Here is a 24,003-nt window from a genome sequence, read left to right as displayed (position 1 = left end):
CCCGTCGGCCTCCTCGCCCGCCCGCAGAGCGGCGTCCGAAATCCGCCGGACACCCGGACCCGGAACGACGAGGGTGGTCCGTGCGGGGGAAGCCCGCACGGACCACCTCGAAGGGACACCGGCCGATGGCGGCGCACACGACGACGGACAGGCCGGTGGCCGACCGGCTCGACGAGACCGACTGGGCGGCCCTGGCCGGGGAACTCGACGCGTACGGGCACGCCCTCACCGGCCCGCTCCTCACCCCCGCCGAATGCCGGACGATCTCCGCCCGCTACGACGAACCCGAGCACTTCCGCACGACGGTCGACATGGCCCGGCACCGCTTCGGCTCCGGCCAGTACCGCTACTTCACTCACGAACTTCCCGCCCTGGTACGGGACTTGCGGGAATCCTTCTACCCCCGCCTGCTGCCGGTCGCCCGTACCTGGGCCGCCAGGCTCGGCACCCCCACACCGTGGCCCGACCGCCTCGACGAGTGGCTGGAGCTGTGCCACTCCGCCGGTCAGGCCAGGTCCGCGCAGATCCTGCTGCGCTACGGCCCCGGCGACTGGAACGCCCTGCACCGCGACGTGTTCGGCGACATGCTCTTCCCCCTGCAGGTCGTCATCGGCCTCGACGCTCCCGGCACGGACTACACCGGCGGCGAGTTCCTGATGACCGAGCAGCGCGCCCGCGCCCAGTCCCGCGGCTCGTCCACCCTCCTCCCGCAGGGCCACGGCCTGGTCTTCACCACGCGGGAGCGGCCCGTGGCGAGCAGGCGGGGCTGGTCGGCCGCACCGATGCGGCACGGCGTGAGCACCGTTCGCTCCGGCCGCAGGCACACCCTCGGCCTCGTCTTCCACGACGCCTCGTGACCACCCACACCGACGCCGAACTCGCGGCTCTCGTGGGCCTGTTGACCGCCGACCGGGTCGGCGTCGAAACCGTCGCGATCGGTCACGGCCGGGACGACGCCTCCCGCGCCGCCGCGCACGCGTTCGCCGAGGCCTGGCAGGCGCGCGGCGGCACGGTCCTCGCCCGGGTGGACTGGCCGGAGGACGCCGCCTCCTGGCTGCGCCCCGCGCGCCGTCTGACCGCCCAGACCCCCGACGCCTGGGTGATCGCGGCCGCCGTCCCCGGTTTCGCCCGGCTCGCCCGCCGCCTGCGGCGGTCCACCGACTTCGACCCGGCCCGCGCCGTCGCGTTCGCCTCCCTCGGCGATCCCCGTCTGCCCGCCCTGGCGGGCCCCGGCACCCTGGACGGCTTGCGCGGCGCCACCGCGGACGGCGGCACCTGGGAGGTCCGGGACGGCCGGCTCCGGGGCGACCGGATCCGGGACGACCGGCTCACCTCCGACCACCCGAACGGGACGAGCAGCTGACCTCTGGGCAGGACGACCGGTGCGCTCTCCGTTCGCCGAAGGGTGCATCCGGAGGGTCCGTCCGGGCCGCCGGACGGCCGGGCGTGCACGACGGGCCGGGCCCGCCCGCTCTTGTGGACCCTTCGTGAAGATCGCTAGCATCGGCCCCGGGGCCGCCCGCCGACGCGGCCGGGGAGGAGCGGTGTGTCCCAGCGGCCGGCGTTACCGGCGGAGCCGGATCCGATGGCGGCGATGAACCGCCTCCTCGACGGCGTCCTCGCAGGTCGCGGTGGTGTCCTGGAGCTGGTGGGCGACCCCGGCACCGGCAAGACCCACCTGCTGAACGCCCTGGCCCGGCTGGCGGCGGACCGCGGCGCGGCGCTGCTGCGTGCCAGGGCCGTTCCGGGCGAGGCCAAGCCGTACCAGGTGTTCCGCGACGCCTGGTGCTCGGCACCCGAACCGCCCGAACCGCCCGCGCCGTCCGCCCCGGTACGCCTCCCCCGCTGGGACTCCGCCGCCGACCGGGAACTCGCCCGCGCGCTGGGCGCACTCGGCGGGGACGGCGCGGTCCTGCTGCTCGATGACCTCCACCACGCCGACCCGTCGTCCGCCCGGCTGCTCGGGCAGCTCCTCGACCAGCCGCCGCCCGGCCTGCTGCTGGCGCTCGCCCACCGGCCCCGGCAGACCGCGCCCGCGCTGCTCAGCGCGCTCGACGAGGCCGAGCAGGCGGGCACCGCCACCCGGATCGAGCCCCGGCCGCTGGACACCGCCGCCGTCGCCGCACTGCTGCGCGCGCACGCCGAGCGCACCGGGCCCGCCGGGCCGCCCGACCCGGCCGCCGACCCGGCCGCAGCGCCGAAGGCCCCGCCGGCCGGGCTCACCGGCCCCGGCGCCACCCCGGCCCGGTGGGAGGCGGAACGGCTGCGGGCGGCCGCGGGCGGCAATCCCCGGATCGCGCGGATCCTGCTGGAGTACGGGCCCGAGCCCGGCCCGTCGCCCGCCGGCGGCCGCCCGCCCCGGGCCGCCGCGCCGCTGCTCGCCGAGCTCGACCTGCTCTCCCCGGCCGCCGCCGAGCTGCTGGACGCCGCGGCCGTACTCGGTGAACCGTTCTGGCCCGGTGACCTGGCGCAGGTCCGCGGCCTCGCCGCCGCCCCCGCCGCCGAGGCGCTGGCCGAGCTGACCCGGACCGACCTGGTGCGCGCCGCCGGGCCGGGCGGCGAACTGGCCTTCCGTCACCCCGTCCTCGGGACGCTGCTCCACCGGCGGATCGACCCCGGTCTCCGGACGGCGCTCCACCGGCGCGCCCTGGCCCTGCTGGAGACCCGGGACGCCCCGGCCGCCGCCCGGGCCAGGCACGCCGAGCACACGGTCCGCGGCACGGACCCGGCCGAGGCACTGCGGCTGCTGGCCGAGGGCGCGGCCGAGGTCTTCGCGACCGCGCCCGCCACCGCGGTGCGCTGGCTGCGTATCGTCCTCGCGCACCCGCCGCGGAACAGCCGGGACACCGATGCCCGGGTCCGCCTCGCGGTGGACTGCTGCCGGGCGCTGACCGCCGCCGGCCGGCCCGCCGAGGCGCGCGAGCTCGCCCACCAGGTCCTGCACGGCTCGCACACCCTGGGCGAGGGCCCGCGCTCGGCGGTCCTCGCGGCCTGTGTCGGCGCGGAGCGGCTGCTCGGGCGGTACGCCGAGGCCGACGCCATGGCGCGCACCGTACTGGACTCGCTGCCCCGGCCGCTGACGGGCCCGCTGCCGGCCGAGACCGCCGAGCTGGTCTTCGACTACGGGCTGCTGCACGCGCTGCGCGGCACCGCCGCCGAGGTCCGGGACCTGGCCCACGAGGCGGCCGGGGTGGCCGGGCAGCCCGGCCGGACCGCGCTGCAGGTGCTGGCCGGCTTCTGCGACAGCTACGCCGGTGACTTCGCCCGCGCCGATCCGGCGGTGGCCGTCCTGGCCCACCTGGTCGACTCCCGACCGGACGGCTTCGCCGGCCGGGCCCCGGAGCTGCTGGCGCTGCTGGGCTGCGCCGAGCTGTACCTGGAACGGTTCACCGACGCCTACCGCCACCTGGACCGGGGCCTGTCGGTGGCCGGCGACGGCGCGCACAAGCACCTCGCCGTCGACCAGCTGCTCGGCCTCTCGATGCTCGACCAGTGGGCGGGCCGGCTCGACCTGGCGCAGCGCCGGGCCCGGCGCGCCGAGCGGCTGGCGGACGAGATCGGCGCCCCCGACGCCGCCGGGCTGGCGATGGCGATGCGCGCCTCCGCGCTGCTCTGGGCCTCGCCCCGGCGGCGTACGGCCGAGGCCGTGGCGCTGGCCGAGCGGGGCCTGCGGACCACCGTCCCGGGGGCCGGGTGGTGGGCCGGCTCGGCGCTCGGTCTGCTCGCGGTGGCCCGGCTGGCCGGCGGCGATCCGGCCGGCAGTCTGCGCACCCTCGCCGGCGGCGGCGGCCCCGACCTCGAACGGCTGCAACCACCGTCCAGGCCCTCGCTGTTCGCGGTGATGACGACGGCCGCCGCGCTGTGCGGGGACCTCGGTACGGCGCGGCGCAGCGCGGCGGCGGCCGACGAGGCGGCCCGGCGGCTCGGGCGGCCGACCTTCCAGCAGGCGCACGCCGACCGGGCGGGCGCGGCGCTGGCGCTGGCCGAGGGCGACCACCGGGCGGCGGCGCGGCTGGCGCTGGGGGCCGCCGAGGCCTTCGACGCGCTGCGCGTGCCGCTGCTGTCCGCCTGGACGGTGATCGGCGCGGCCCCGGCGATGGCGGCGGCGCTGGGCCGGCGGGCCGCGCTCGGCCGGCTCGACGAGGCCGTGGAGTCGGCCCGGCGGTGCGGGGCGCTGCGGCTGTGCGAGGACGGCGCGCGGGTCAGGTCGGCGCTGCTGGAGCTGCCGGCCGCGCCGACGGCCGCCACCGGCGGATCGACGACGGCCACCGGCGGCTCGACCGGGCTGAGCAAGGCGACCGGGCCGACCGGGCTGAGCGGGCCGAGCGGGCCGACGGGCCTGAGCGGGTCGACGGGTCTGAGCGGGCTGAGCGCGCGGGAACGCGAGGTGGCCGAACTCGCCGCGCAGGGGCTCAGCTCTCGCCGGATCGCGGAGCACCTGGTGCTCAGCCCGCGGACGGTGGAGACCCATCTGGGCAGCGTCTACCGCAAGCTCGGGGTGGCCTCGCGCGCGGCGCTGGCCCGGCTGCCGCTGGACACCGACGGCGGACTGCCGGGCGGCGGGCCCGCGGCCTGATACCCCGCCAGGGCAACTGCTCGGTAACCATCTTGCGTAGGTCTACCGATGCCCGCAGCGGCACCCCGGGGCCAGACTCGACGGCGGACGGCCGACCGCCGCCCGCGCACCGCGACCCGGAGCGCCGGGACGGTCGTGGACCCTCCGTCCGCCCCCCCTCGCCCACCGTGGAGACCCTCGTGAAGCTCCGGACCGCCCTGAGCGCAGTCGCGCTCGGAGTCACCGTCCTCACCGCCGTTCCGGCGACCGTCCTGCCGCAGGCCGCCTTCGCGGCGGACTGCTACACCTCGTGCGACCCGTGGGACCACGACTACACCGGCGACGGCTTCGTCCTGGACGTCGACGGCCTCCCGCTGGACAGCACGCCGTTCCCGGACGACGACGTGATCCGGGTGATCGGACGGGCGCAGCCCGACCCGGTCCCGGTGCAGCCGGAGTGGACGCCGCCCAGCGGCGGCTCCACCGGTTCGAGCCCCGGCACCCGGGCGACGCCGGTGAAGATCGTCAACAAGAAGGTGATCCGCAAGGACTGCGTCCAGAACACGTCCGACCACCCGACCACGATCAAGACCACGACCAGCTACTCGGTGTCGTACAGGGTGAGCATGGAGCTCGGGATCGAGGCGCTGAACGCGCTGAAACTCACCGTCGGGCACGAGCTGAACACCGTGTCCACCCAGTCCACCGAGGTCTCGGTGGTGATACCGGCCCACGGCACCTGGGCGCTGGGGGTGGAGTACCAGACGGTCGAGTACGCCATCACCGCGACCAACTGGATGGGCCAGACCGAGACCCAGTACGTGACGGTCACCCAGCCGACCGGCAGCCTGATCTCCGGTCCCTGCGGATGACCGCACCGTTCGCCGAGCGCGGGGCACGGCCGGTCCGTCCGGTCGTGCCCCCGCCCGGGGCGACGGCGGTGCCGGCCGGGGCGCGCGGTCCGGCCCTCGCCGCGCTGGCCGAACTGCGCGAGGCCGCAGCCGACTTGGACAACCCGGACCTGTTCCACCGCCCCCGGCTGAGGACCCGCCTCCACCCCGGCCGGCTCGGCGGCACGGACCCCGGCCGGCTGGCCGAGCAGGCCGCGGCCTCCGCCGGGAACCGCGCCGCCGCCGGACTGCTCGCCGTGGCGTCCGTCCGGGCCGAGCTCCGGGAACGGCCGGGGCAGCGGCCCTGCTTCACCCCGGACGCGCTCGTCGACCTGCACCGCCTGCTGGTCGCGGAGGACCCGTCCGTACCGGGCGGCGGCGGGCTGCGCCGCACCGACGCCCACGTGGTGTGGCCGGACGGACGGCGGTTCGCGATCGCTGTCCCGCCCGGCCGGCCGCTGCACGGGCACCTCCGCCGCTGGCACGACTGGACGGTGACCACCGACTCGCCGCCCCTGGACCTGGCGGCCTTCGGAGTGCTGCGGCTGTACACCGTCCACCCGTTCCCGGACGGCAACGGCCGGCTCGCCCGGCTGCTCGCCCAGTGCGACCTGGTCGCGGCCGGCCTGCTGCCCGGGCTGCTGCTCGACCTGGACGGCTGGGTGGAGGCCCGGCGCGCCGCGCACGACGAGGCGATCGTCGCCGCGGCCGACGGCGACTGGGCGCGCTGGGGTGCGGTCTTCGCCGAGGCCGTCACCGAGACCGCCCGGCACCGCACCGCCACCCTCACCGCCCACCGGCGGCTGCTCACCGCCGCGATCGACGCCGTCCGGGAGGACCGGCAGGCGGTGGGCGTGCTGCGCGGGTTCACCGCCGCCCCGGCGGTGTCCGCCGACTGGCTGCGGCCGCGACTGCCCTACGACCCGGGCCCGGCGCTGGCGCGGCTGCGTCGGGCCGGGCTGCTCACCCGTCACCCCCGGCTGCCCGGGGCCCTGGTCCACCCGGGCCTGCTGGCGCTGCTCGACACGCCGTTCGCCGCCCGCCCGCCTGAGGGAGCCCGGCCACGCTGACGGCCCGTGGTGTCGACGGCGCCGACGGGGTCGACGGTGTCGGTCACGTCGTCGCGGTGCTCCGGAGTGCGCCGGCGGGTTCCGGAACCGGGGCCCCGCTGAGCTCGAAGCGCCTGCGGACCGACGGGATCACCCGTGGCCGGTGGCCGAGGGGGCTCCCCGTGGTCAGGCGGCCAGGGTGAGGACCTGGCCGGGCAGGAGCAGGTCGGGGTCGTCGCCGACGGTGCCGCGGTTGAGGGCGTACAGGGCGGGCCAGCCGCCGGGGACGCCGGCCGCCTGCGCGATGTCCCCGAGGGTGTCGCCCTCCCCCACCGTCCACGTGCCGGTGCGCCGGTCGCCGCTCGCCTCCGCGACGGTGTCCGGGTCGGCGGTGTGCTGCGGGGCGAGGGAGGCCGCGGGTACGTGCGGCCGGGCGTACACCGGGCGGTTGCCGCGCCCGCGGCCGTCGGTGCGCGCGGCGGTGTGGGCGGTGGGGTGCGCGGCGGAGCGGTCACCGCCGTGGGCGGACCGGGCTCCGCAGGCCGGCCAGGGCGTCAGGCCGCGGCGTGCGGCGAGCCGTTCGGCCACCGCGATCTGCTGCTCCCTCGTCGCCCGGTCCGCGCGCGGCGCGTAGGCGAGGCCCCCGTTGGAGCGCCAGGTCTCCGCGTCGAACTGCAGGCCCCCGTAGTAGCCGTTCCCGGTGGAGGTGTTCCACCGCCCCCCGCTCTCGCACCGGGCCACCGCGTCCCAGTCCGCACCGGCCCGGACACCTTCCGCCGCCGCGGCAGCGGTCGACGCTCCCGGGCCGCCGGAGACGACGCCGAGCGCGAGCAGGACGAGCGGGAGAAGGACGATCAGACGGCGCACCGCCACGGGCAGCAGCGACATGAGCACTCCTGGACTCGGGAAACGAGCACTGGGCACCGCGGTGCCCCCTCCAGCCATTCACCACTCCGGGGCCGCCCGACCGCCGACGGGCCGGTGACTCCTCCGGGCGGCCGCCCTACACCACTCGAACGCCGGTGGGCACGAGGCGTCGCCCGGCGGGTTGTCGCAGTTCTGTACCGGAACCCGGCGGTCCGATCATCGACGGGCCACCGGTGGCTATCGTCGGCCGGGCATCGAGCATCGCGACGGCGGGGGATGCGTGAACGACGGGGGACGCGTGAACGACGGGAACGAGGTCGCGCCGGGAACCGGCACGGCGGCCTGGGCGAGGGCCGGCCAGAGGACGGCGCGGTTCCTGCTGACGGCGTTCGCCGGTGCGGGGATCGCCCTGCTCCTGCTGGGGCTCGGGCTGGCGTGGCTGGTGGACTGGAGCGGCCCGAACCCGACCGACACCGGCGGCTTCGGGCACTACCTGCTGGTTTCCGCCCTCTGGGCGGTCGGGGCGGGGGTGGCCGGCCTGGTCGGGGCGCAGCTGCGGCCCTCCCGGGGCGAGGGGTCGGACCTGGCCTGGCTGGCCTGGTGCGACCTCGGCCTGGTGCTCGCGCTGCTGTGGCCGTTGCAGGTGTTGGCCGTCGCTGCCGTCGTCGGGTTCGCCGCCGTCACCGGGGTGCGGGCCGGTGGCCGGGCCCGGTGGCTGCGCGGGTGCGGGGCACTGGCGGGGGCGTGCCTGTCCGTCGCCGGGGCGGTGTGGGGTGTCACCGGCTACGAGGCCGAGCAACCGTGGACGTCCGGCGATCCCGCCGGCCGGGCCGTCGTCGGCACCTGGAGCGGCCCGAACGGCGAGACCCTCGCCCTGGCCGCCGACGGCACCTTCCGCGCGACCGCTGCCACCACCGCGACGGCCGCGCGGTACTCCCTCACGGAGCCCTGGTACCAGGGCGAAGGCCGTTGGAAACTGACCGACATGGTAGGCCCTGGCCGGACGCTGACCCTCACCTTCGCCTCCGGCACCGACGACCTGGTGGTGTACGGGGCGCTGACCCCGTCCACGCTCTGCCGGCCCTACGCGGAGGAGTGGTGCGACGCCGCCCTCCACCGGTGACGGCCCGACCGGCCACGGGCACGACCGGCCACCCGCGACCGGCCGGGCCGTCGAACACCCGGATCGGTCGGACACGTGCGTTCCGTTGCGGGGGCCAACTGTTCACCGGGGACGGGGGTTTGGGGCGCAAGGCAGGACGGCGGCGGTACCGGCGGTCGGATGATCGGGGGATGGACCACGCCGCGAGCCCGTACCCGTTGCCGCTCCCGTCGGTTCCCTTCCCGACGGTCCCTGTTCCGCTGCCGCCCCGGCCACCGCACGTCCATCCGCCGTCCCCGCCGCCCCGGCCCCAACCACCGCCGACCGACTGCCCGACGCCCAGCCCCACGCCGACGCCCACGCCCACAGCCGGTCCCCCGGCAACACAGCCACCGACGACCTCGCCCGCACCCACCGCACCGTCCGCGTCGCCGGCCCACCCGTCGCCGTCGCACCCCGGGCCGGCCGCCGAGGTTCCCGCGCCGCCCCCGGCCCGGGTCCACGAGGGCACGCGGCCGACCGCGCCCCGGGCTACGCCCGTCCCGACGAGGCCCGCCCCCACGGCGTCCCGTCCCGCCGTGCCAACACCCCTGCCCGTCGCCGACATCGGCGCCAGCACGACCACCTCGGCGGTCGCCGCCCCGCCGCCCGACGGACCGGACGCGCCCACCGTGCCGGCTCTCGCGCCCTCCGTGTGGGCCACCGTCGTCGTCCTCACCGTTCTGCTGCCCGCCGCGCTCGCCGCGGTGTTCGGCCACCACCGAGCCCCCGTCAGGAGCCGCCGTTGAACCCCGGACCGCTGATCGCCGCCGTCACCGCCGCCACCCTCGCCGCCGCGTCCCTCGCCGTGGCCCACCGGCTCCGCCCGCGCTCCCCCGAGGGCGAAGCCCCGCCCGAACCGCACGCCACACTGGCCAGCATCGGCTCCGGTCTGCTCTCCGGCTTCACCCTGCTCACCGGCTTCCTGATCGCCACCGGCTGGGCCGCCCGGAGCACCGGCATCACCCCGCCCGGCGGCCTGTACGCGGCCGACCTCGCAGCGGGCACAGCCGTGCTGCTCTACCCGGCCCTGGCCGGGCTGCCCTTCACCCCCCGGTACGTGACGGCGGTCTGCCTCTTCGGCCTGCTCGTGGGCTACACGACGGCACTGGCGTTCCAGCTCCGGCCGTAGGCCCTGCCGGGCGGCACGGGGCCTGCCCGAGCCGGGCGCCCTCGCGCCACGAAAACCGTGTGACCTCACCCGCCGCGTGTCGAATACTCGGCGCCATGCAGACCTTCCCCAGGAACCCGGATCGGCTCGAAGCGCCGGTGCAGCTGACGGACGACACCGGCACCGCGTGGCAGCTCCGGAAGAGGCGGATCGACCTTCGCGCGGTGCGCCGGCTGATGAAGGACCGCGCCGCGACGGTCATCCTCGGCGAGAGCGGGGGCACGCGCCCCCGGCTCGTCGCGGACAGCGAGCGCCCGCTGCTCTGGGCCGCGGTCAGGGACGGCTACCGGGGGCCCGGCGGAAGCCCGAGCGCGTCCCGCTACCTCGCGCACGAGTTCCGTGCGGGCACCGACCGCCGCATGCTCTACGTGGAGGAGCACTGCTGACCACGCGGCGGATCACGCCCGGCCGGGGATGCGCTCGGCTCGGGCCGTGAGGTCCGGCCCTCGGCCACCCCCACCCCTTTTTCGTCATCTTGACGAAAAAGGGGTCCGCACCATATCGTCGTCATGACGAAAAGGGGGTCCTCCGATGGCCGACATCACCCGACGATTCGGGCTGCGCCACCTGCGCGCCGTTCCCACCGCCCACGTCCGCCACCTGCGGCGCGGGCGGGTCGCCCACGAGGGGGCCGGGCTGGCGTTCTGGTTCCGGCCGCTGACCGCGGCGATCTCCGAGGTCCCGGTGGACGACCGGGAGCTCGCCATGCTCTTCCACGCCCGCACCGCCGACTTTCAGGACGTCACCGTCCAGGCGACGCTCACCTACCGGATCACCGACCCGGCCACCGCCGCCACCCGCGTCGACTTCGGGATCGACCCGGACACCGGCGCCTGGCGCGCGGCCCCGCTCGACCAGCTCGCCACCCTGCTCACCGAGACCGCCCAGCAGCACGCGCTGGGCCTGCTCGCCCGCACCCCGCTCGCCGCCGCCCTCGTGGACGGGGTCGACGCGGTGCGCGAGCGGATGACCGAGGGCCTGGCCGACGAGCCGCGGATCACCGAGACCGGGCTCGCCGTGATCGCCGTCCGGGTGGTGGCACTGCGGCCCGAGCCGGAGGTCGAGCGGGCGCTGCGCACCCCCGCCCGCGAGCTGGTGCAGCAGGAGGCCGACCGGGCGACCTTCGAACGCCGCGCGGTGGCCGTCGAGCACGAGCGCGGCATCGCCGAGAACGAGCTCGCCAACCGGATCGAACTCGCCCGCCGCGAGGAGCAGTTGCTCGCCCAGCAGGGCGCCAACCGGCGACTCGAAGCGGAGGAGGAGGCCGTCGCCGACCGGGTCCGCACCGACGCCGAGGCGCAGCGCCGCACCCGGCTGGCCGCCGCCGAGGCGCAGGCCGCCCGCGAGCTCGGCGACGCCCGGGCGGCGGCCGAGGCCGCCTGGCTGGCCGCCCACCAGCAGGCCGATCCGGCGGTGCTGCGGGCGCTGGCGCTGATGCGGCTGGCGGAGCACCTGCCGCGGATCGACAGCGTGACGCTCACCCCGGACGTGCTCACCGGTCTGCTGGCCCGCCTCGGCGCCCCCGGGGCGCAGCGGTGACCCTCGCCCCGCGGGTGGTGCTGGTGCACCGGCGCACCGAGTACGAGGAGCTGGTGGCCCGTCACGGCACGCCCGGCCAGGCGGCGTTCTTCCTCGCCTCGCGGGGCCGCTCGGTGGAGGAGGTCGAGCAGCGCCACACCCGGCAGGCGGCGGCGCTCGCGCGGGCGGCGGCGGCCGTGCCGCTGGACTGGCGGCGCAGCCGGGTCGAGCGGGCGGACCTGCCGCGTTTCCTCTTCGAGCCGGGGGACGTGGTGGCCGTGGTCGGGCAGGACGGTCTGGTGGCCAACGTCGCCAAGTACCTGGACGGCCAGCCGGTGGTCGGCGTGGACGCCGAGCCCGGTCGCAACGCCGGTGTGCTGGTCCGCCACCGGGTGGAGGCGCTGCCCGCGCTGCTGCGGGCGGCGGCGCGCGGCGAGGGGCCGCTGGAGGAGCGGACGATGGTCGAGGCCGTCGCGGACGACGGCCAGCGGCTGCTCGCACTGAACGAGGTGTACGTCGGGCAGCCCGGCCACCAGACGGCGCGCTACCGGCTGGCCGTCGAGGGCGACCCGGAACCCCAGGCCTCCTCGGGGGTGCTGGTCGGCACGGGGACCGGTGCCACCGGCTGGTGCCGTTCGGCATGGCTGGAGCGCGGCGGCCCGCTCGCGCTCCCCGCCCCGGGCGCCCCGGCCCTGGCCTGGTTCGTCCGCGAGGCGTGGCCCTCCCCCACCACCGGCACCACGCGGGTGCACGGACTGCTCGACGGCGGGCGGCAGTTGGTCCTGACCGTCGAGTCCGAGCACCTGGTCGCCTTCGGGGACGGCATCGAGGCGGACGCCCTCGAACTGGCCTGGGGCCAGAGCGTCCGCCTCGGGGTCTCCACGACGTGCCTGCGCCTGCTGGCGTGAGCCCGGCCCCGCGCGCCGCCGGGCGGCGCGCGGGGCGGGGTGCGGGGCGGGGTGCGAGGGCGGGGTGCGAGGGCGGTCAGGCCCCGTGAGCACCGCCCGCCCACACGGCGGGGGTCCGCTGCGACCAGGGAGCGGCCTGTTCCAGCTGTCCGGCGAGCCGGAAGAGCAGGTCCTCGCGGCCGTGTCCCGCCGCGAACTGGATGCCGATGGGCAGTCCGGTGGCGGGGTCGGTCTCCAGCGGCACGGACATCGCGGGGGTGCCGGCGACGTTGAACGCAGCCGTGAAGGGCGAGCGGTGCAGGACCTGCCGGAGCCAGCCGACCGCGTCGCCGCCCTCGGCGCCCTCGGCGTACCCGCCCAGGGGGACGGGCAGTTCGGGCAGGGTCGGGGTGAGCAGCAGGTCGTAGTCGGCGAAGTAGCGGCCGATCGCGCGGGCGACGCCGTTGCGCATCGCGAGCGCCTGGACGAACTCCGTCCCGCTGACCGTCCGCCCGTAGGCGTAGCTGGTCAGCGTCTCGGGTTCGAGGGTGGTGGAGTCGACCGGTCGCCCGGAGGCCGCGGCGAGGCCGTCGATCCAGGCTGCCAGGTTGGCGGTCCAGAGGCGGGCGTTGGCGAGGACGAACTCCTCCCAGTCGACGCCGAGGTCGACCCTGACCTCCTCCACCCGGTGCCCCAGCGACTCGGCGAGCCGGGCGGAGCGGAGGGCGGCGTCGACGACGGTGCCCTCGACGGCCCGACCGCCCCAGGGCCGGGTGAGCAGGCCGATCCGCAGGCTGCCCGGGGAGCGGGTGACCTCCTGCGCGTAGGGCCGCTCGGGCCGCTCGGCGGAGTACGGGTCACCGGCCTCGGGGCCGTGGACGAGGTCCAGCAGCGCGGCGCTGTCGCGTACCGAGCGGCTGAGGACACCGTGGACGGCGAGGCCGTTGAAGACCTCGTCCGCGTCGGGGCCCATGGATATCCGGCCGCGGGTCGGCTTCAGCCCGAACAGGCCGTTGGCGGCGGCGGGGACGCGGATGGAGCCCGCCGCGTCGGTGGCGTGCGCGATCGGGACGATGCCGGCGGCGACGGCGGCTCCCGAGCCGCCGCTGGAGCCGCCGGGGCTGCGGGTCGGGTCCCAGGGGTTGCGGGTGGGGCCGTACAGGGCGCCTTCCGTGGTGGTGCTGTACGCGAACTCGGGAGTGGTGGTGCGTCCGAGCGTCACCAGTCCGGCGCGGCGCAGGCGCGTCATGAGCGTCGAGTCGGCTCCGGCGACGTTCCCCGCGGCGAGCCGGCTGCCCAGCTCGACCCGCCGGCCGGCCATGGTGACGGCGAGGTCCTTGATCAGGAAGGGCACCCCCGCCAGCGGGGTACTGCCCGGGGCCGGCGCGTCCTGGGCCGGCCAGGTCTCGACGACGGCGTTGATCCGCGGATTCACCGCCTCGGACGCGCACTGGGCGGTCGAGGCGAGTTCCGCGGCGGTCACCTGGCCGCGGGCCACCAGGTCTGCCAGGCCGACGCCGTCGTGGGTCACGTACTCGGAGAGCTTCATCTTCGTCCGTTCTGGAGGGTCGACACCGGTCGGCGATACCGATCGGTCCCGCATGAGACCGATCGGTATCGTCCGGGACTGAGCGGTACCGTAGCATCGGAAGCAGGCGGCGCAACGCCCCACTGGAACGAGGAGGGGCCGCAGGGTGAGCACGGACGGGATCGGCGGAGCCGACAGGGCCGGCAGGCGGAGCAGGGTGGCCACGTTGCCGCCCCGGGAGCGGATCCTCGACGCGGCGGAGGAGCTCTTCGCCCGCGAGGGGATCAAGGCCGTCGGCGTCCAGGCGATCGCCGACCGGGCCTCGACCACCAAGATGGCGCTGTACCGTCACTTCGCGACCAAGGACGCCCTGGTGGAGGAATGGCTGCGCATCGTCGCCGCCGACTACACCGCCGTGTTCGACCGGTTGGCGCAGGCCCACCCCGACGACCCCCGGGCCCAGATCCTGGGGATGGCCCGGTTCATCGCCGACGGACTTCCCGGGATCTCCCACCGGGGGTGTCCGTTCATCAACTCCATCGCGGAACTTCCCGACCGCGCGCACCCGGCGCGGCGGCTGATCGAGGCCCACAAGGCCGGCCAGCTGCGCCGGCTCACCGACCTGTGCGTCCGGGCCGGACTGCCCGACCCGGACGAGGCGGCTGCGGAGCTCACCTTCGTCCTGGAAGGAGCCCAGGTGAGCACCCAGAACGGAAGCGTCGGGCACGCGGGCGAGCGGCTCATGAGGATCGTCGGGGCCGTCCTGGATCGGCACCCGGCCCCTGCCCCCGACGGCCCGTCACGGCACCGGACCGGCCGACCGCCGGGGAACGGCTGACGGACGGCCGGGGGAAGGGAGCCGGCCGACCGCCGGGGAACTGCTGACAGGCGGCCGGCGGCCGACGGCCGGCTCGGCAGCGGGTCAGGAGCCGCCCGCCACCAGGCCGTCCACCTGGTCGCGGTCGATGCTGAGCGTCATCCCGCCGTACGTCTCGTTGACGCCGCCCCGGTACTGGTGGATGCGGTGGCCGGTCCACAGGTCGTCGGGCAGCCCGGCCTGGCCGGTGGTCGTGGCCTTTCCGTCCCAGCGGGCGTACCAGATCGCGTCCGGCAGCGGGGACCGTCCGGCCCGGGCGGCGGCGACGACGTCCGCGATGCCGGAGTCCATGCTGGAGTAGAAGCCCGAGCGGTACCCGGCGTCCTGCAGGGCCCTGGTCCAGCCGGCGGTGAAGTCGACCACCGCCCGGCTGCACACCGCGTCGCCTGACGGGTACGCCTCCATGTCGAGGTACACCGGGCTGCCCGGCCCCAGCCCGAGCGTCTGCAGCGCCTGCGCCGCCTCCGCCGCCTCCTCGCCGCCCTGCTCCTCGGCCCGCTCCGGGTCGATCCGCAGCGGCTTGTCCGGGCGCGCGGCGCAGGGCGCCTGGAGCCCGACGTGCGTGGGCACCAGCTGCCAGCCCATCGCGCGGACCTGGGCCACCCACTGCGGCGTCAGTCGGCTCTGCGTGCAGGCGCGCTGGCCACCGCTGCTGTAGATGTTCACCGCGCCGTACGGCGAGGCGGTCCACCAGACGGACATGGCGTCCAGCGACGGCGCCGAGCAGGCGTCGAACCCGGGCCCGGTGTAGCGGTACTCGGGCAGCGCATCGTCCGGTCGTGGTCCGCTCGGCAGCGGTACGGGCGGCAGCGGTACGGGCGGTCGTGGCACCGGCGGCAGCAGTCCGGCCGACAGCGGTACGGGCGGCAGCAGCCCGGCGAGGGGGCCGGGGGCGGGCGCGGCGACGGGCACGGGCCGGACGGCCGGCTCCCGCGCGTCGTGGGCGAGCCCGTGGGCGGCGCCGGGGAGCATGGCGAGCACGGCCGCGGCGGGGAGCGCGGCAAGGGACGAAAGGCGCATCCCCCCGTTCTAACCGCCGCCGGGGACGCCCCCGCGTCACACGGCGGCCGTGCCGCACCCGTTCACCCGCAAGCGCGACACCGCCGAGCCGAACGCACCGGACGCGGGCCGACCGGGGCGGACGGAGCCTCACCACACCGTTCCCGCCCGGCCGGCCGGGACTTCACTACGGGCGGCCCGGCGCAGCGCGGCCGTGAAGGCGGCCGCGTGGCGGGCGATGTGTGCCGCGTCGGCCCGGTGTCAGTCCGGGGCGGGGGCCGCCTCGGGGCGGCCGGGACCGACAACGGGGTCGGCACCGGGGCCCAGAACTGCGCCCGGCTGTGCGGCGCGCGCCGGGACGCGCGGGGCCTCGGGTGCGCGGTGGAGCAGGCTGAGCACGCCGCCGACGGCCAGGGTGACCACCACGCCGATGGGGACCAGCCACTGGGCGGCGATGGCCGTGGGCACCGTCCCGGCGGCCGTGGTGACGTCGATCTTCACCCCGCGCACGAGGTAGGTCATCGCGGCGACGGTGACCACGAAGGCGAGCACGGAATCGGTCCCGTTGGCGCGCCGCACGAGGCGGCCGAGCAGGAAGGCGCCGAGCAGTGCGCCGTAGGTGTAGCCGGCGATGGTCAGGCCGGTGAGGTAGACGTTGCCGGTGCTGGTGCTGAAGGCGCAGGCGAAGACGGCCATCAGCGCGGCCCACACCAGGGTCATCACGCGGGCGAGCCTGAGGAGGAACTCCTCGGAGGGCGTGCTGCGGAAGAAGCTGTGGATGATGTCGGCGACCGTCGAGTTCGACATGGAGTTCAGCGCCGAGGACAGCGAGCCCATGGCGGCGCCGAGGATGCCGGCGACGAGCAGGCCGGAGACCACCACGGGCAGCCCGTGCAGGATGAAGTCGGGGTAGAGGTTGTCGGAGCTGCCGAGTCCGAGCGCCTTGAAGCTCTTGCCCTGGTTGTAGGACCACAGCAGGGCGCCGACGAGGGAGAAGGCGGCGAACTGGAGGGTGACGAACACGCCGGAGGCGATCATCGCCTTCTGGCCGTCGCGCAGGGTCCTGGTGGCGAGGATGCGCTGCACGATGAGCTGGTCGGAGCCGTGGCTGGCCATGGCGAAGATCGCGCCGCCGACGATCGCGGTCGGTAGCGCGAACGGGCTGGTGAGGACGTGGGCGGGGGCGAAGTCGGTGTCGAAGAGCCGGAACCGGCCGGCGTCCAGGGCGCGCGCGTAGCCGTCGGTGCCGACGTGGCCGGACAGCACCGCGATGGTGAGGAGGGCGCCGCCGAGGTAGAGGCCCATCTGGATGGCGTCGGTCCAGATGACGGCCCTGATGCCGCCGAGGTAGGTGTAGACGACCGTGATCAGCGTGAGCACGATGATGATGGTGCGGTAGCCGGTGTGCACGCCGAACTCGCCGAGCAGCAGCTTGATCGGGATCGCCGAGGCGAACAGGCGCACGCCCTCGGCGAGCAGCCGGGTGACGACGAAGGTCACCGAGGCGAGCCCCTGGAGCCCGGGGCCGAACCTGCTGCCCAGGTACTGGTAGGCGCTGACGAAGCCGCCGCGCTTGTACAGCGGGATGAGCGCGGTGGCCACGACGACGCGGCCGATGACGTAGCCCAGGGCCAGTTCGACGTTGCCGAAGCCCTGCCCGCCGTAGGCGCCGCCGGGCAGGCTGATGACGGTCAGCACGCTGGTCTCGGTGGCCACGACGGAGAACGACACGGTCCACCAGGGCATGTGGCCCTCGCCGACGAAGTAGTCCTTCGCGGTCCGCTGACGGCCGGCCAGCCGCAGACCGATCACCGCGATGGCGACCAGGTAGACGACGACCACGAGAAGGTCGAGTTGGCGCACGCTCTCTCTCCTGTCTCTCTCCCGGCTGCCGTTCCCTCCCGCCCCCTGCGCTCTCCCGGCTCCGGGCCCGCTCCCGACGTCTCCTCATCATCACGCACCGGAGCCGGTCTCAGGACCAAAAAGCCGGATGCCTGCTGACGTGCCGTCCGATCACAATCTGAGAATCGGAGAATCCGTGAGACGGCAGTGACCTCCGGTGGGATGCTGTGCCCTTGGTCCGACCACCGCACCGACCCGGGAGCCACCCATGCCGCTGTTCGGCAACCGCAAGAACCTTCCGAAGCCGCTCTGCGACGAGCACGGCCCGTGCAAGGCGCTGGCCGCGATCTCGGTCTTCGAGGTCCGGGACCGGCTGCGGCTGCTGGTCGCCCCGACCCGGTCCCTGGGCCCCGACCCCATGGCCCGGCCGATCGACGACGAGCTGTCGGTCGTCCTGTGCGTGAACGGCGGCAAGCGCGGCGGGGCGACCGAGGCCCTGTCGATAGCCGAGCACGCCGCCGACCAGTGGAGCGTCAGCCGGGCCGAGCTCTGGGAGCGGGCCTTCGCCAACCTCGCCACCGAGAAGCTCAACCGGCAGTCCTTCAACGCGACGAACGGCGACGTCCTGTACGCCGTCAACGGGATGGGCGTGTGGCCCGGTGCCGCCCAGGCCCTGCGCCTGGAGAACGCCCTGGGCGGGGCCGAGCTGCCGTACGGCGCGCTGGTCACCCTGCCGACGAGCAACGCCTTCTGCGCGGCACCGATCCGCACCGGCTCGTCGCTGAACGCGATCCGCTTCATGATCGACCTGTCGAAGCAGCTCCAGGCGAACGACCCGGCCCCGCTGACCTCCTCGATCTTCTGGTACCGGGACGGCTGGCTGGAGAACCTGAACGTCGGCGACAACGGGATGATGCGGCCGTCCGCCCGCTTCCGGGAGATGGCGAACGGCCTCCCGGCCGCGTGAGGCCCGTCCGGATCGGCATCCCGGCTCGCCCGCCGGGGGCTGCCGGGCGTCCGCCGAACGATTGGCACGGTGTGCGAAGCACTCGCCCCGCCGTCACCCGCCCCCGGGGGCCGGGAACCCGGTGTCCACGGGGTGCGTCCTCGTCGTCGGTCGGCGTGCCGTAGGGTGCCGCGCCGGCAGGCACAGTCGGCGGTGGCGCACGGCGAGCACGACACGGAGCGGGGAGCAGCAGACGATGGACGACCGGACGCAGCAGGGCGACAGACCCGGCGGGGGCGGCACGCCCTCCACCGCCCCCGGCGAGGCCCCCCGGGCCGAGGACGCCCGGGTTGACGAGGCCGGCGTCGACGAGACCCGGGCAGAGGACTCGCAGACCGAGCAGACCGCGGAGTCCGCGGAGGCCCGGCCCGAGGAGCCTCAGGTCGAGACGCCGCAGGTCGAGGACGCCCGGCCCGAGGACGCGCGCGGGGCCTGGGAACTCCCGGGCTACCTCCACGACCGCGAACTCGGCGCCGGAGCCGGCGGCCGCGTCGTACTCGCCCACCACCTGGAGACCGGCACGCCGGTCGCGATCAAGTACCTGCACGACCGCGTCGGCACGCCGGCGCTGCGCGCCGAGGCCGAGGTCCTCGCCCGGATCGACTCCGCGCACATCACCCGGCTCTACGAGTACGTGGAGGGGGCGCGGGGCTCCGCCATCGTGATGGAGCTGGTGGACGGCATCGCCCTGCGCGACCTGCTGCGCGCGGAGGGCGCCACCAGCGCGCAGGCCGCCCTGGTGGTGCTCAAGGGCTCCCTGCTGGGCCTGGCCGCCGCCCACGAGGCCGGGGTGGTGCACCGCGACTACAAGCCCGCCAACGTGCTCGTCGACACGGCCGGCACATCGAAGCTCGTCGACTTCGGCATCGCGGTGCCCAGCGGCGACGACCGCGACGTCTCCGGCACCCCCGCCTACATGCCGCCCGAGCAGTGGGCGGGCCGCCCGGCCTCCCCGGCCGGGGACGTCTACGCCGCCACCGTCACGTTCTTCGAGTGCCTCACCGGCGCCCGTCCCTTCGAGGGCGCCACGATCGCCGAACTCGCCGTCCAGCACGCCGAGGCGCCGATCCCCGCCGAACTCGCGCCCGACCTCGTCCGGCCGCTGATCCTGGCCGGTCTGGCCAAGGACCCGGAGGCCCGTCCCGACAGCGCGGCCGCGTTCGTCCGCGAGCTGGAGGCCGTCGCGACGACCGGTTACGGGCCGGGCTGGGAGGAGCGGGGCCGCCTCGACCTGCTGGGCCTGCTCGCGCTGCTCGCGCCGCTGCTGCCCGGCGCCGGCGCGGCCGGCGCCACCTCGCTGGCCCACACGTCCGTGGGTTCCCAGAGCTCGCTGGGCCTCCTGGAGTCGCTGGGCTCCCAGGGTGCCGTGAGCGCCCTCGGCACCCAGGGCGCGGCTCCTGCGGCCCAGCAGATCCCGCACCCGGTCCCGCCCGGCCGCGGCGTGCTCCGGCGCAACCGCGGCAAGGCCCTCACCGGCGTCGCGGCCGGCGCCCTCACCCTCGCCACGCTGGCCGGCCTGGCGGCCGCGGGGGCGACCGACGGCGGTGCCCGCACGGTCGTCGGCGCAGCCTCCCCGGAGGCGACCACCAGCATCGACCCGCAGACGCCGACGGACGGCGGCGCCTCCCCCACCCCGACCGGCGACGGCTCCACGCCGAGCCCGACGGCCTCCACCCCCGCCCCGACGGCTTCGCCCACGGCCACCCCGAGCACGCCCGGCAGCACCCCCACCGCCACCCCGACCACCAAGGCGCCCACGGCACCCGCCTCGCCCGGCCGGCCCGCCCCCGGCGGGCCGCCGGCACCGTCCACCCCCGGCGCGCCCGCCCCCACCACGGCCGCGCCGGCCTCGCCCCCGGTCACCGCCCCGCCGAGCCCCAGCCCGAGCCCGAGCCCGACGGTCGCCCCCGCCACCCTGACGGTCGACTCGGTCAGCCTGGCCCCCGTCACCTGCAGCGGCCGTTGGAGCCTGACCGCGACGGCCACGGTGACCGCCCGGGGCACCGGCAGCGGGACGCTGACGTTCAGCTGGTACCACAGCTCGGGCGGCCGCGCGGTCACCGTCGCGACCGACACCGTGCCCGTGGTGAACGGCACCGCCACCATCAGCCGCGCGCACGACTTCGGCTCCGCCGACACCTTCCCGACCTGGGGCGTGCGCGTCACCACCACCCCGGCGGCGGGCAAGGCGGGCACCACGTCCTCCGAGACGTCCGCCTTCCTCTGCAACCCGCCCCGCTGACGCCCCGGCACCGGCCCCCCGGCGCCTGGTCCCTCCCGTTCCCCTTGCCGTTCCCGTCCGCTCCCCCGTTCCGTCCCCGTTCCCGTCCTGGAGAAGCCATGTCCACCTCCCGCCCCGACTCCGCGCCCGACCCGGGCGCGGACAGGACCGTCGTTCTCGGCAAGCACCCGGCCGCCGACGGCGGTACGGGCGGCGGAGCCGCCGCGGGCGAGGCGACCGTCCGGCTGCCCCGCGAGACGGAGGCCACGGTCCGCCTCACCGGCACCCCCGGCGGGACGGGAGCGGGCGCCGAGGGGGCAGAGTCGGAGCCGGAGAGCGCGACCTTCCTCGACCCCCGGGTCTGGGGCAGCGCACCGCGGAGCGGGCAGACCCTCACCCTCACCGACTCCACGCGGACCGGGGAGTCCACCGCTCCGGCCGCAGCCCAGGACGCCGAAGCGGCTCCCGCCGTCCCCCCTGCCCCTGCCGTCCCCGCCGACAGTGCCGCCAGTGCAGCCGCCGCTGCCGCGTCGTCCTCCTCCGGGTCCGCCACCCCGGCGGAACGCCCGCTCGCCTCAGGGGAGTTCCGTCACTTCGGCCCCGGCGTCCCGCCGCGGGCGGCCGCCGCCTGGCACGGCCAGACGGTGCCGGAGGCCGGACAGCCACGGCCTCCTCGCCGGGTGTGGCGGTGGCTGGCCCCGTTGCTCGTCGTCCTCCTGGCCGTCGCGGCCTTCCTGTTCTGGCGCCACCTGCGCACCCCGGCCCTGGCCGTCACCGGTGTCACCGTGACGACCGACCAGGCGAACCCCGGCTGCGCGGCCACCGCGGTGGTCACCGCCGCCGTCGAGACCAACGGCGGCGCCGGCACACTGCGCTACCGCTGGGTGCGCAGCGACGGCACCACCTCGGACGAGATCGTCCAGGACGTCCGCTCCGGTGTGCACCACACCGACCTGGTGCTGCGCTGGAGCTTCGAGGGCCAGGGCGCGCTCCAGGCCACCGCAACCCTGCAACTCCTCGCCCCGGCCCCCCGCACCGCCGCCACCTCGTTCACCTACCACTGCAGCTGAGGCACGTCGCCTGCCGCCTGCCCCACGCGGGCGGGCGGTCCGGGCGGATGGCCGGGTGGCAGGCCGGGTGTGCCTCACCCGAGGCGGACGGGGGCCTGCGCGTGGTCGTACAGCTGCGCGATGTAGAGCGGTGGGAGCCGTGACAGCGTGGTGCGGGCGGTGTCCATCGCGGCGGCGTGACGGGGGTCGCCGAGGACGGCCCTCATGGCTTCGGCGATCTCGTCGCGGGTCGCGGTGAGGTCGAGCGCACGACCGAGCCCGCGCCGGGTGAACGCGGCGGTGTTGCCGGGCTGGTCGGCGAGAACGCCCATGCCCAGGAAGGGCGTTGCGCCCTGGACGGCGTCGAGCAGGGAGGCCCGGCCGCCGTGTGTCACGAACAGGTCGGCGCGGTGCAGGAGCGCCGGCTGCGGGGCGGGCTCGACGACCGAAGCGTGCGTGGCGGTCCGTCCCGGCGACCAGAGCTGACGGCACGATGGGTAGGGTGGAACGGCTGATGGGGCTCTGACCAGCGGGGGCGGAACGGGCCTGGAACGCCGGACCGGGACGCCGGGGGATCGGAGGGGACAGGTGTCACAGGACACGGGGGCCGCGGAGGCGGAGGAGTTCGCGCGGCTGCTACGGGAACTCAAGGACCGCTCGGGCCTGAGCTACGGGACGCTGGCCAAACGCCTGCACATGAGCACGTCGACGCTGCACCGCTACTGCAGCGGCACGGCGTTGCCCAACGAGTACATGGCGGCGGAGCGCTTCGCACGGCTGTGCCGGGCGACGCCGGAAGAGCTGGTGGAACTGCACAGGAGCTGGATCCTGGCGGACGCGGCACGGGGGCGGCGGACGGAGCGGGCCGCGGAGCCGGCGCCGGCCCAGGCGCCGGCGCAGCCTTCGGCGCCGGCGCCGGAACCCAAGCCCGATCCGGCTCGGACTCCGGCTCCGGCTCGGACTCCCGCTCCGGCTCCAGCGCCGCCCGCCTCCCCGGCGGCCGGGGAGGCGGGCGCCGAACCGGTCGTCGAGGTGGTGACGCCGCCCGGATCGCCGCGGCGCCGCCGCAACGTGCTGATCGCCTCCGCCGCGGCCGTCGCGCTGCTGGCCGCCGTGGTGGTCTTCGTGCGTCCCGGCGGCTGGGGCGACGGCAACGACTCGGGCGGCCGGCAGGCGGCCGGCGCCACCGCGTCGGGCGCGACGGCCACGGACACGACGGCGCTGCCGGGGCCGCCGGCCTCCGCCGTCTCCGCTGCCTCCACCGCCGGGACGGCGAGCCCGTCGGACACCGCCACGGCAGCCGCCACCCCGCCCGGGACCGCAGCTCCGGGGCCGACCACCACCCCCGGTGCCACCCCATCGGCCGACGCACCCCCGCCGCTCACCGTCGGCACCCGGCCGTACGTCTACGACAACCCGTGCAGCCAGCACTTCCTCGTCAACAGCGCGCCCGCCCAGGTCGGGCCGCCCGCCCCCGAGCGCGACGCCCCGCGCTGGGCCGCCGCCTACGGTGCGGTGTCCTCCGGCGAGCAGGAGATCGCCTTCACCGTCCAGGGCACCGGAGCGGACACGGTCGTCTTGGAGGCGCTGCACGTGCGGGTCGTGTCCAGGGGTGCGCCGCTCGCCTGGAACGACTACTCGATGGCCGTAGGCTGCGGCGGCGAGGTCGAAACCAAGTCCTTCGACATCGACCTGGACCGGGGCAGCCCCACCGTCACCGTCAAGGGCGGCCAGCGGAACTTCCCGTACAAGGTCAGCGAGTCCGACCCGGAGGTCTTCTACGTCATCGGCCACACCAAGGCGCACGACGTCCGCTGGGACCTCACCCTGGACTGGTCGAGCGGCAGCCGCCGCGGCACCATCCGCATCGACAACTCCGGCACCGCCTTCCGCACCAGCGCCGACGTCAACCGCCCGGGTTACGACTACCCGCTGGGGCCCAACGAGTGGATCAAGCGGACGGACGGTTAGGAGCTGTCGGGTCCGGTCGTCGACGGCGTGTTCCGGCCTTTGCTTCAGGCGCCGGTGACGGCGACCCGAAAGTCGATTGCCGGAGCTCCGCCGCCACGCGACCATCGTCGGATGGAAACGGAAGAAGGCCGGAAGCTGGTTCGGGTGGTGCAGACGTGTTCTGCCTGCCCGTCGCAGTGGGATGCCTGGACGGCGGACGGCCAGTACCTGTACCTCCGGTACCGGCACGGTGAGGGCAGCGTCGAGTGGCACCCCGGGCCTGACGATGAGGCCGACACGCCGGAGTCCTGGAACGCGGGCCTCTCGGGGCTCCTGGTCGAGTGGGACGACGGCACCGACGGCGGTGCGATCAGCCTCGGGGACTTCCTCGCGGCAGCGGGTCTGGTGCCGGCGCCGGGTGCCTCGGTGAGCTGAGGCCGTGACACAGCGTCG

At 76.1% G+C, this 24,003-nt stretch carries 22 protein-coding genes; 17 read left to right on the top strand and 5 right to left on the bottom strand.

The annotated features are described in order from the left end of the window. Positions 1–125 precede the first annotated feature (125 nt). From ACIGG8_RS22220 to ACIGG8_RS22200, 5 genes are all read left to right on the top strand, one after another. Entirely contained in the window at positions 126–857 is a 732-nt protein-coding gene (locus tag ACIGG8_RS22220; protein ID WP_396550092.1) for a 2OG-Fe(II) oxygenase, read from the top strand. After that, the gene (locus ACIGG8_RS22215; RefSeq protein ID WP_396550091.1) at positions 854–1,363 is read left to right on the top strand and encodes an ABC transporter substrate-binding protein; all 510 of its coding nucleotides are present in this window, start codon (positions 854–856) and stop codon (positions 1,361–1,363) included. The genes ACIGG8_RS22220 and ACIGG8_RS22215 overlap by 4 nt, the downstream gene beginning before the upstream one ends. Positions 1,364–1,594: 231 nt before the next feature. Then, positions 1,595–4,576 carry a LuxR C-terminal-related transcriptional regulator gene (locus tag ACIGG8_RS22210; RefSeq protein WP_396550089.1) on the top strand — a complete coding sequence of 994 codons (2,982 nt, stop codon included), beginning with the start codon at positions 1,595–1,597 and terminating at the stop codon, positions 4,574–4,576. A 179-nt stretch (positions 4,577–4,755) separates the two neighbouring features. Then, entirely contained in the window at positions 4,756–5,427 is a 672-nt protein-coding gene (locus ACIGG8_RS22205) for a DUF6426 family protein (RefSeq protein WP_396550087.1), read from the top strand. Next, complete coding sequence (locus tag ACIGG8_RS22200) at positions 5,424–6,515, top strand: Fic family protein (protein ID WP_396550085.1); 1,092 nt, start codon at positions 5,424–5,426, stop codon at positions 6,513–6,515. Before ACIGG8_RS22205 ends, ACIGG8_RS22200 begins: the two co-directional genes overlap by 4 nt. Before the next feature lie 165 nt (positions 6,516–6,680). On the opposite strand, the gene ACIGG8_RS22195 is transcribed toward ACIGG8_RS22200, so the two are convergent. Continuing rightward, positions 6,681–7,382: a transglycosylase family protein gene (locus ACIGG8_RS22195; protein ID WP_396550084.1), complete on the bottom strand. Its 702-nt coding sequence runs from the start codon at positions 7,380–7,382 to the stop codon at positions 6,681–6,683. Between the two features lie 277 nt (positions 7,383–7,659). On the opposite strand from ACIGG8_RS22195, the gene ACIGG8_RS22190 reads away from it, so the two are divergent. The 6 genes from ACIGG8_RS22190 to ACIGG8_RS22165 all read left to right on the top strand — a co-directional run bounded on the left by ACIGG8_RS22190 (position 7,660) and on the right by ACIGG8_RS22165 (position 12,099). After that, positions 7,660–8,484, top strand: coding sequence for a hypothetical protein (locus ACIGG8_RS22190; RefSeq protein WP_396550082.1), 825 nt, complete (start codon positions 7,660–7,662; stop codon positions 8,482–8,484). Between the two features lie 557 nt (positions 8,485–9,041). Continuing rightward, positions 9,042–9,251, top strand: coding sequence for a hypothetical protein (locus ACIGG8_RS22185; RefSeq protein WP_396550081.1), 210 nt, complete (start codon positions 9,042–9,044; stop codon positions 9,249–9,251). After that, entirely contained in the window at positions 9,248–9,634 is a 387-nt protein-coding gene (locus ACIGG8_RS22180) for a hypothetical protein (protein WP_396550080.1), read from the top strand. The genes ACIGG8_RS22185 and ACIGG8_RS22180 overlap by 4 nt, the downstream gene beginning before the upstream one ends. Positions 9,635–9,729: 95 nt before the next feature. Next, positions 9,730–10,059: a hypothetical protein gene (locus ACIGG8_RS22175; RefSeq protein WP_396550079.1), complete on the top strand. Its 330-nt coding sequence runs from the start codon at positions 9,730–9,732 to the stop codon at positions 10,057–10,059. Positions 10,060–10,204: 145 nt separating this feature from the next. Then, positions 10,205–11,212 (top strand): SPFH domain-containing protein, encoded by a 1,008-nt coding sequence (locus tag ACIGG8_RS22170; RefSeq protein ID WP_396550077.1) that lies wholly within the window; start codon positions 10,205–10,207, stop codon positions 11,210–11,212. Further along, complete coding sequence (locus ACIGG8_RS22165) at positions 11,209–12,099, top strand: hypothetical protein (protein WP_396550076.1); 891 nt, start codon at positions 11,209–11,211, stop codon at positions 12,097–12,099. The genes ACIGG8_RS22170 and ACIGG8_RS22165 overlap by 4 nt, the downstream gene beginning before the upstream one ends. A gap of 76 nt (positions 12,100–12,175) precedes the next feature. On the opposite strand, the gene ACIGG8_RS22160 is transcribed toward ACIGG8_RS22165, so the two are convergent. After that, entirely contained in the window at positions 12,176–13,627 is a 1,452-nt protein-coding gene (locus tag ACIGG8_RS22160) for an amidase (protein WP_396550074.1), read from the bottom strand. A gap of 196 nt (positions 13,628–13,823) precedes the next feature. Between ACIGG8_RS22160 and ACIGG8_RS22155 the strand changes: the two genes are divergently transcribed. After that, positions 13,824–14,444: a TetR/AcrR family transcriptional regulator gene (locus ACIGG8_RS22155; protein ID WP_396550072.1), complete on the top strand. Its 621-nt coding sequence runs from the start codon at positions 13,824–13,826 to the stop codon at positions 14,442–14,444. Positions 14,445–14,528: 84 nt separating this feature from the next. Here the strand turns inward: ACIGG8_RS22155 and ACIGG8_RS22150 are convergent, their stop codons facing one another. Both ACIGG8_RS22150 and ACIGG8_RS22145 read right to left on the bottom strand, forming a co-directional pair. After that, entirely contained in the window at positions 14,529–15,503 is a 975-nt protein-coding gene (locus tag ACIGG8_RS22150; protein WP_396550070.1) for a DUF1906 domain-containing protein, read from the bottom strand. 240 nt (positions 15,504–15,743) lie between these two features. Then, the gene (locus tag ACIGG8_RS22145) at positions 15,744–17,345 is read right to left on the bottom strand and encodes a sodium:solute symporter (RefSeq protein ID WP_396550068.1); all 1,602 of its coding nucleotides are present in this window, start codon (positions 17,343–17,345) and stop codon (positions 15,744–15,746) included. A gap of 247 nt (positions 17,346–17,592) precedes the next feature. On the opposite strand from ACIGG8_RS22145, the gene ACIGG8_RS22140 reads away from it, so the two are divergent. The 3 genes from ACIGG8_RS22140 to ACIGG8_RS22130 all read left to right on the top strand — a co-directional run bounded on the left by ACIGG8_RS22140 (position 17,593) and on the right by ACIGG8_RS22130 (position 21,621). Further along, positions 17,593–18,291: a hypothetical protein gene (locus ACIGG8_RS22140; RefSeq protein ID WP_350520624.1), complete on the top strand. Its 699-nt coding sequence runs from the start codon at positions 17,593–17,595 to the stop codon at positions 18,289–18,291. A 235-nt stretch (positions 18,292–18,526) separates the two neighbouring features. After that, positions 18,527–20,572, top strand: coding sequence for a protein kinase (locus tag ACIGG8_RS22135; RefSeq protein ID WP_396550066.1), 2,046 nt, complete (start codon positions 18,527–18,529; stop codon positions 20,570–20,572). Positions 20,573–20,670: 98 nt separating this feature from the next. Next, the gene (locus ACIGG8_RS22130) at positions 20,671–21,621 is read left to right on the top strand and encodes a hypothetical protein (RefSeq protein WP_396550064.1); all 951 of its coding nucleotides are present in this window, start codon (positions 20,671–20,673) and stop codon (positions 21,619–21,621) included. Between the two features lie 74 nt (positions 21,622–21,695). Here the strand turns inward: ACIGG8_RS22130 and ACIGG8_RS22125 are convergent, their stop codons facing one another. Further along, positions 21,696–22,202: a glycosyltransferase gene (locus ACIGG8_RS22125; protein ID WP_396550062.1), complete on the bottom strand. Its 507-nt coding sequence runs from the start codon at positions 22,200–22,202 to the stop codon at positions 21,696–21,698. Between ACIGG8_RS22125 and ACIGG8_RS22120 the strand changes: the two genes are divergently transcribed. Next, positions 22,189–23,571, top strand: coding sequence for a helix-turn-helix domain-containing protein (locus ACIGG8_RS22120; RefSeq protein WP_396550060.1), 1,383 nt, complete (start codon positions 22,189–22,191; stop codon positions 23,569–23,571). The two genes, ACIGG8_RS22125 and ACIGG8_RS22120, sit on opposite strands and share 14 nt — an antisense overlap. Before the next feature lie 111 nt (positions 23,572–23,682). Then, entirely contained in the window at positions 23,683–23,985 is a 303-nt protein-coding gene (locus ACIGG8_RS22115; RefSeq protein ID WP_396550059.1) for a hypothetical protein, read from the top strand. Positions 23,986–24,003: the final 18 nt, after the last annotated feature.

Source organism: Kitasatospora sp. NPDC085464 (assembly GCF_044541955.1).
In the GTDB taxonomy this organism is placed as follows: domain Bacteria; phylum Actinomycetota; class Actinomycetes; order Streptomycetales; family Streptomycetaceae; genus Kitasatospora.
This window is presented reverse-complemented; position numbering and strand designations above follow the sequence as displayed.

Excerpts from the sequence above, each read along its gene's own strand:
- ACIGG8_RS22130 (WP_396550064.1), top strand. The coding sequence starts at position 20,671 with ATGTCCACCTCCCGCCCCGACTCCGCGCCCGACCCGGGCGCGGACAGG.
- ACIGG8_RS22170 (WP_396550077.1), top strand. The coding sequence starts at position 10,205 with ATGGCCGACATCACCCGACGATTCGGGCTGCGCCACCTGCGCGCCGTT.
- ACIGG8_RS22135 (WP_396550066.1), top strand. The coding sequence starts at position 18,527 with ATGGACGACCGGACGCAGCAGGGCGACAGACCCGGCGGGGGCGGCACG.
- ACIGG8_RS22140 (WP_350520624.1), top strand. The coding sequence starts at position 17,593 with ATGCCGCTGTTCGGCAACCGCAAGAACCTTCCGAAGCCGCTCTGCGAC.
- ACIGG8_RS22150 (WP_396550070.1), bottom strand. The coding sequence starts at position 15,503 with ATGCGCCTTTCGTCCCTTGCCGCGCTCCCCGCCGCGGCCGTGCTCGCC.
- ACIGG8_RS22195 (WP_396550084.1), bottom strand. The coding sequence starts at position 7,382 with ATGTCGCTGCTGCCCGTGGCGGTGCGCCGTCTGATCGTCCTTCTCCCG.
- ACIGG8_RS22220 (WP_396550092.1), top strand. The coding sequence starts at position 126 with ATGGCGGCGCACACGACGACGGACAGGCCGGTGGCCGACCGGCTCGAC.
- ACIGG8_RS22160 (WP_396550074.1), bottom strand. The coding sequence starts at position 13,627 with ATGAAGCTCTCCGAGTACGTGACCCACGACGGCGTCGGCCTGGCAGAC.
- ACIGG8_RS22115 (WP_396550059.1), top strand. The coding sequence starts at position 23,683 with ATGGAAACGGAAGAAGGCCGGAAGCTGGTTCGGGTGGTGCAGACGTGT.
- ACIGG8_RS22210 (WP_396550089.1), top strand. The coding sequence starts at position 1,595 with ATGAACCGCCTCCTCGACGGCGTCCTCGCAGGTCGCGGTGGTGTCCTG.
- ACIGG8_RS22200 (WP_396550085.1), top strand. The coding sequence starts at position 5,424 with ATGACCGCACCGTTCGCCGAGCGCGGGGCACGGCCGGTCCGTCCGGTC.
- ACIGG8_RS22175 (WP_396550079.1), top strand. The coding sequence starts at position 9,730 with ATGCAGACCTTCCCCAGGAACCCGGATCGGCTCGAAGCGCCGGTGCAG.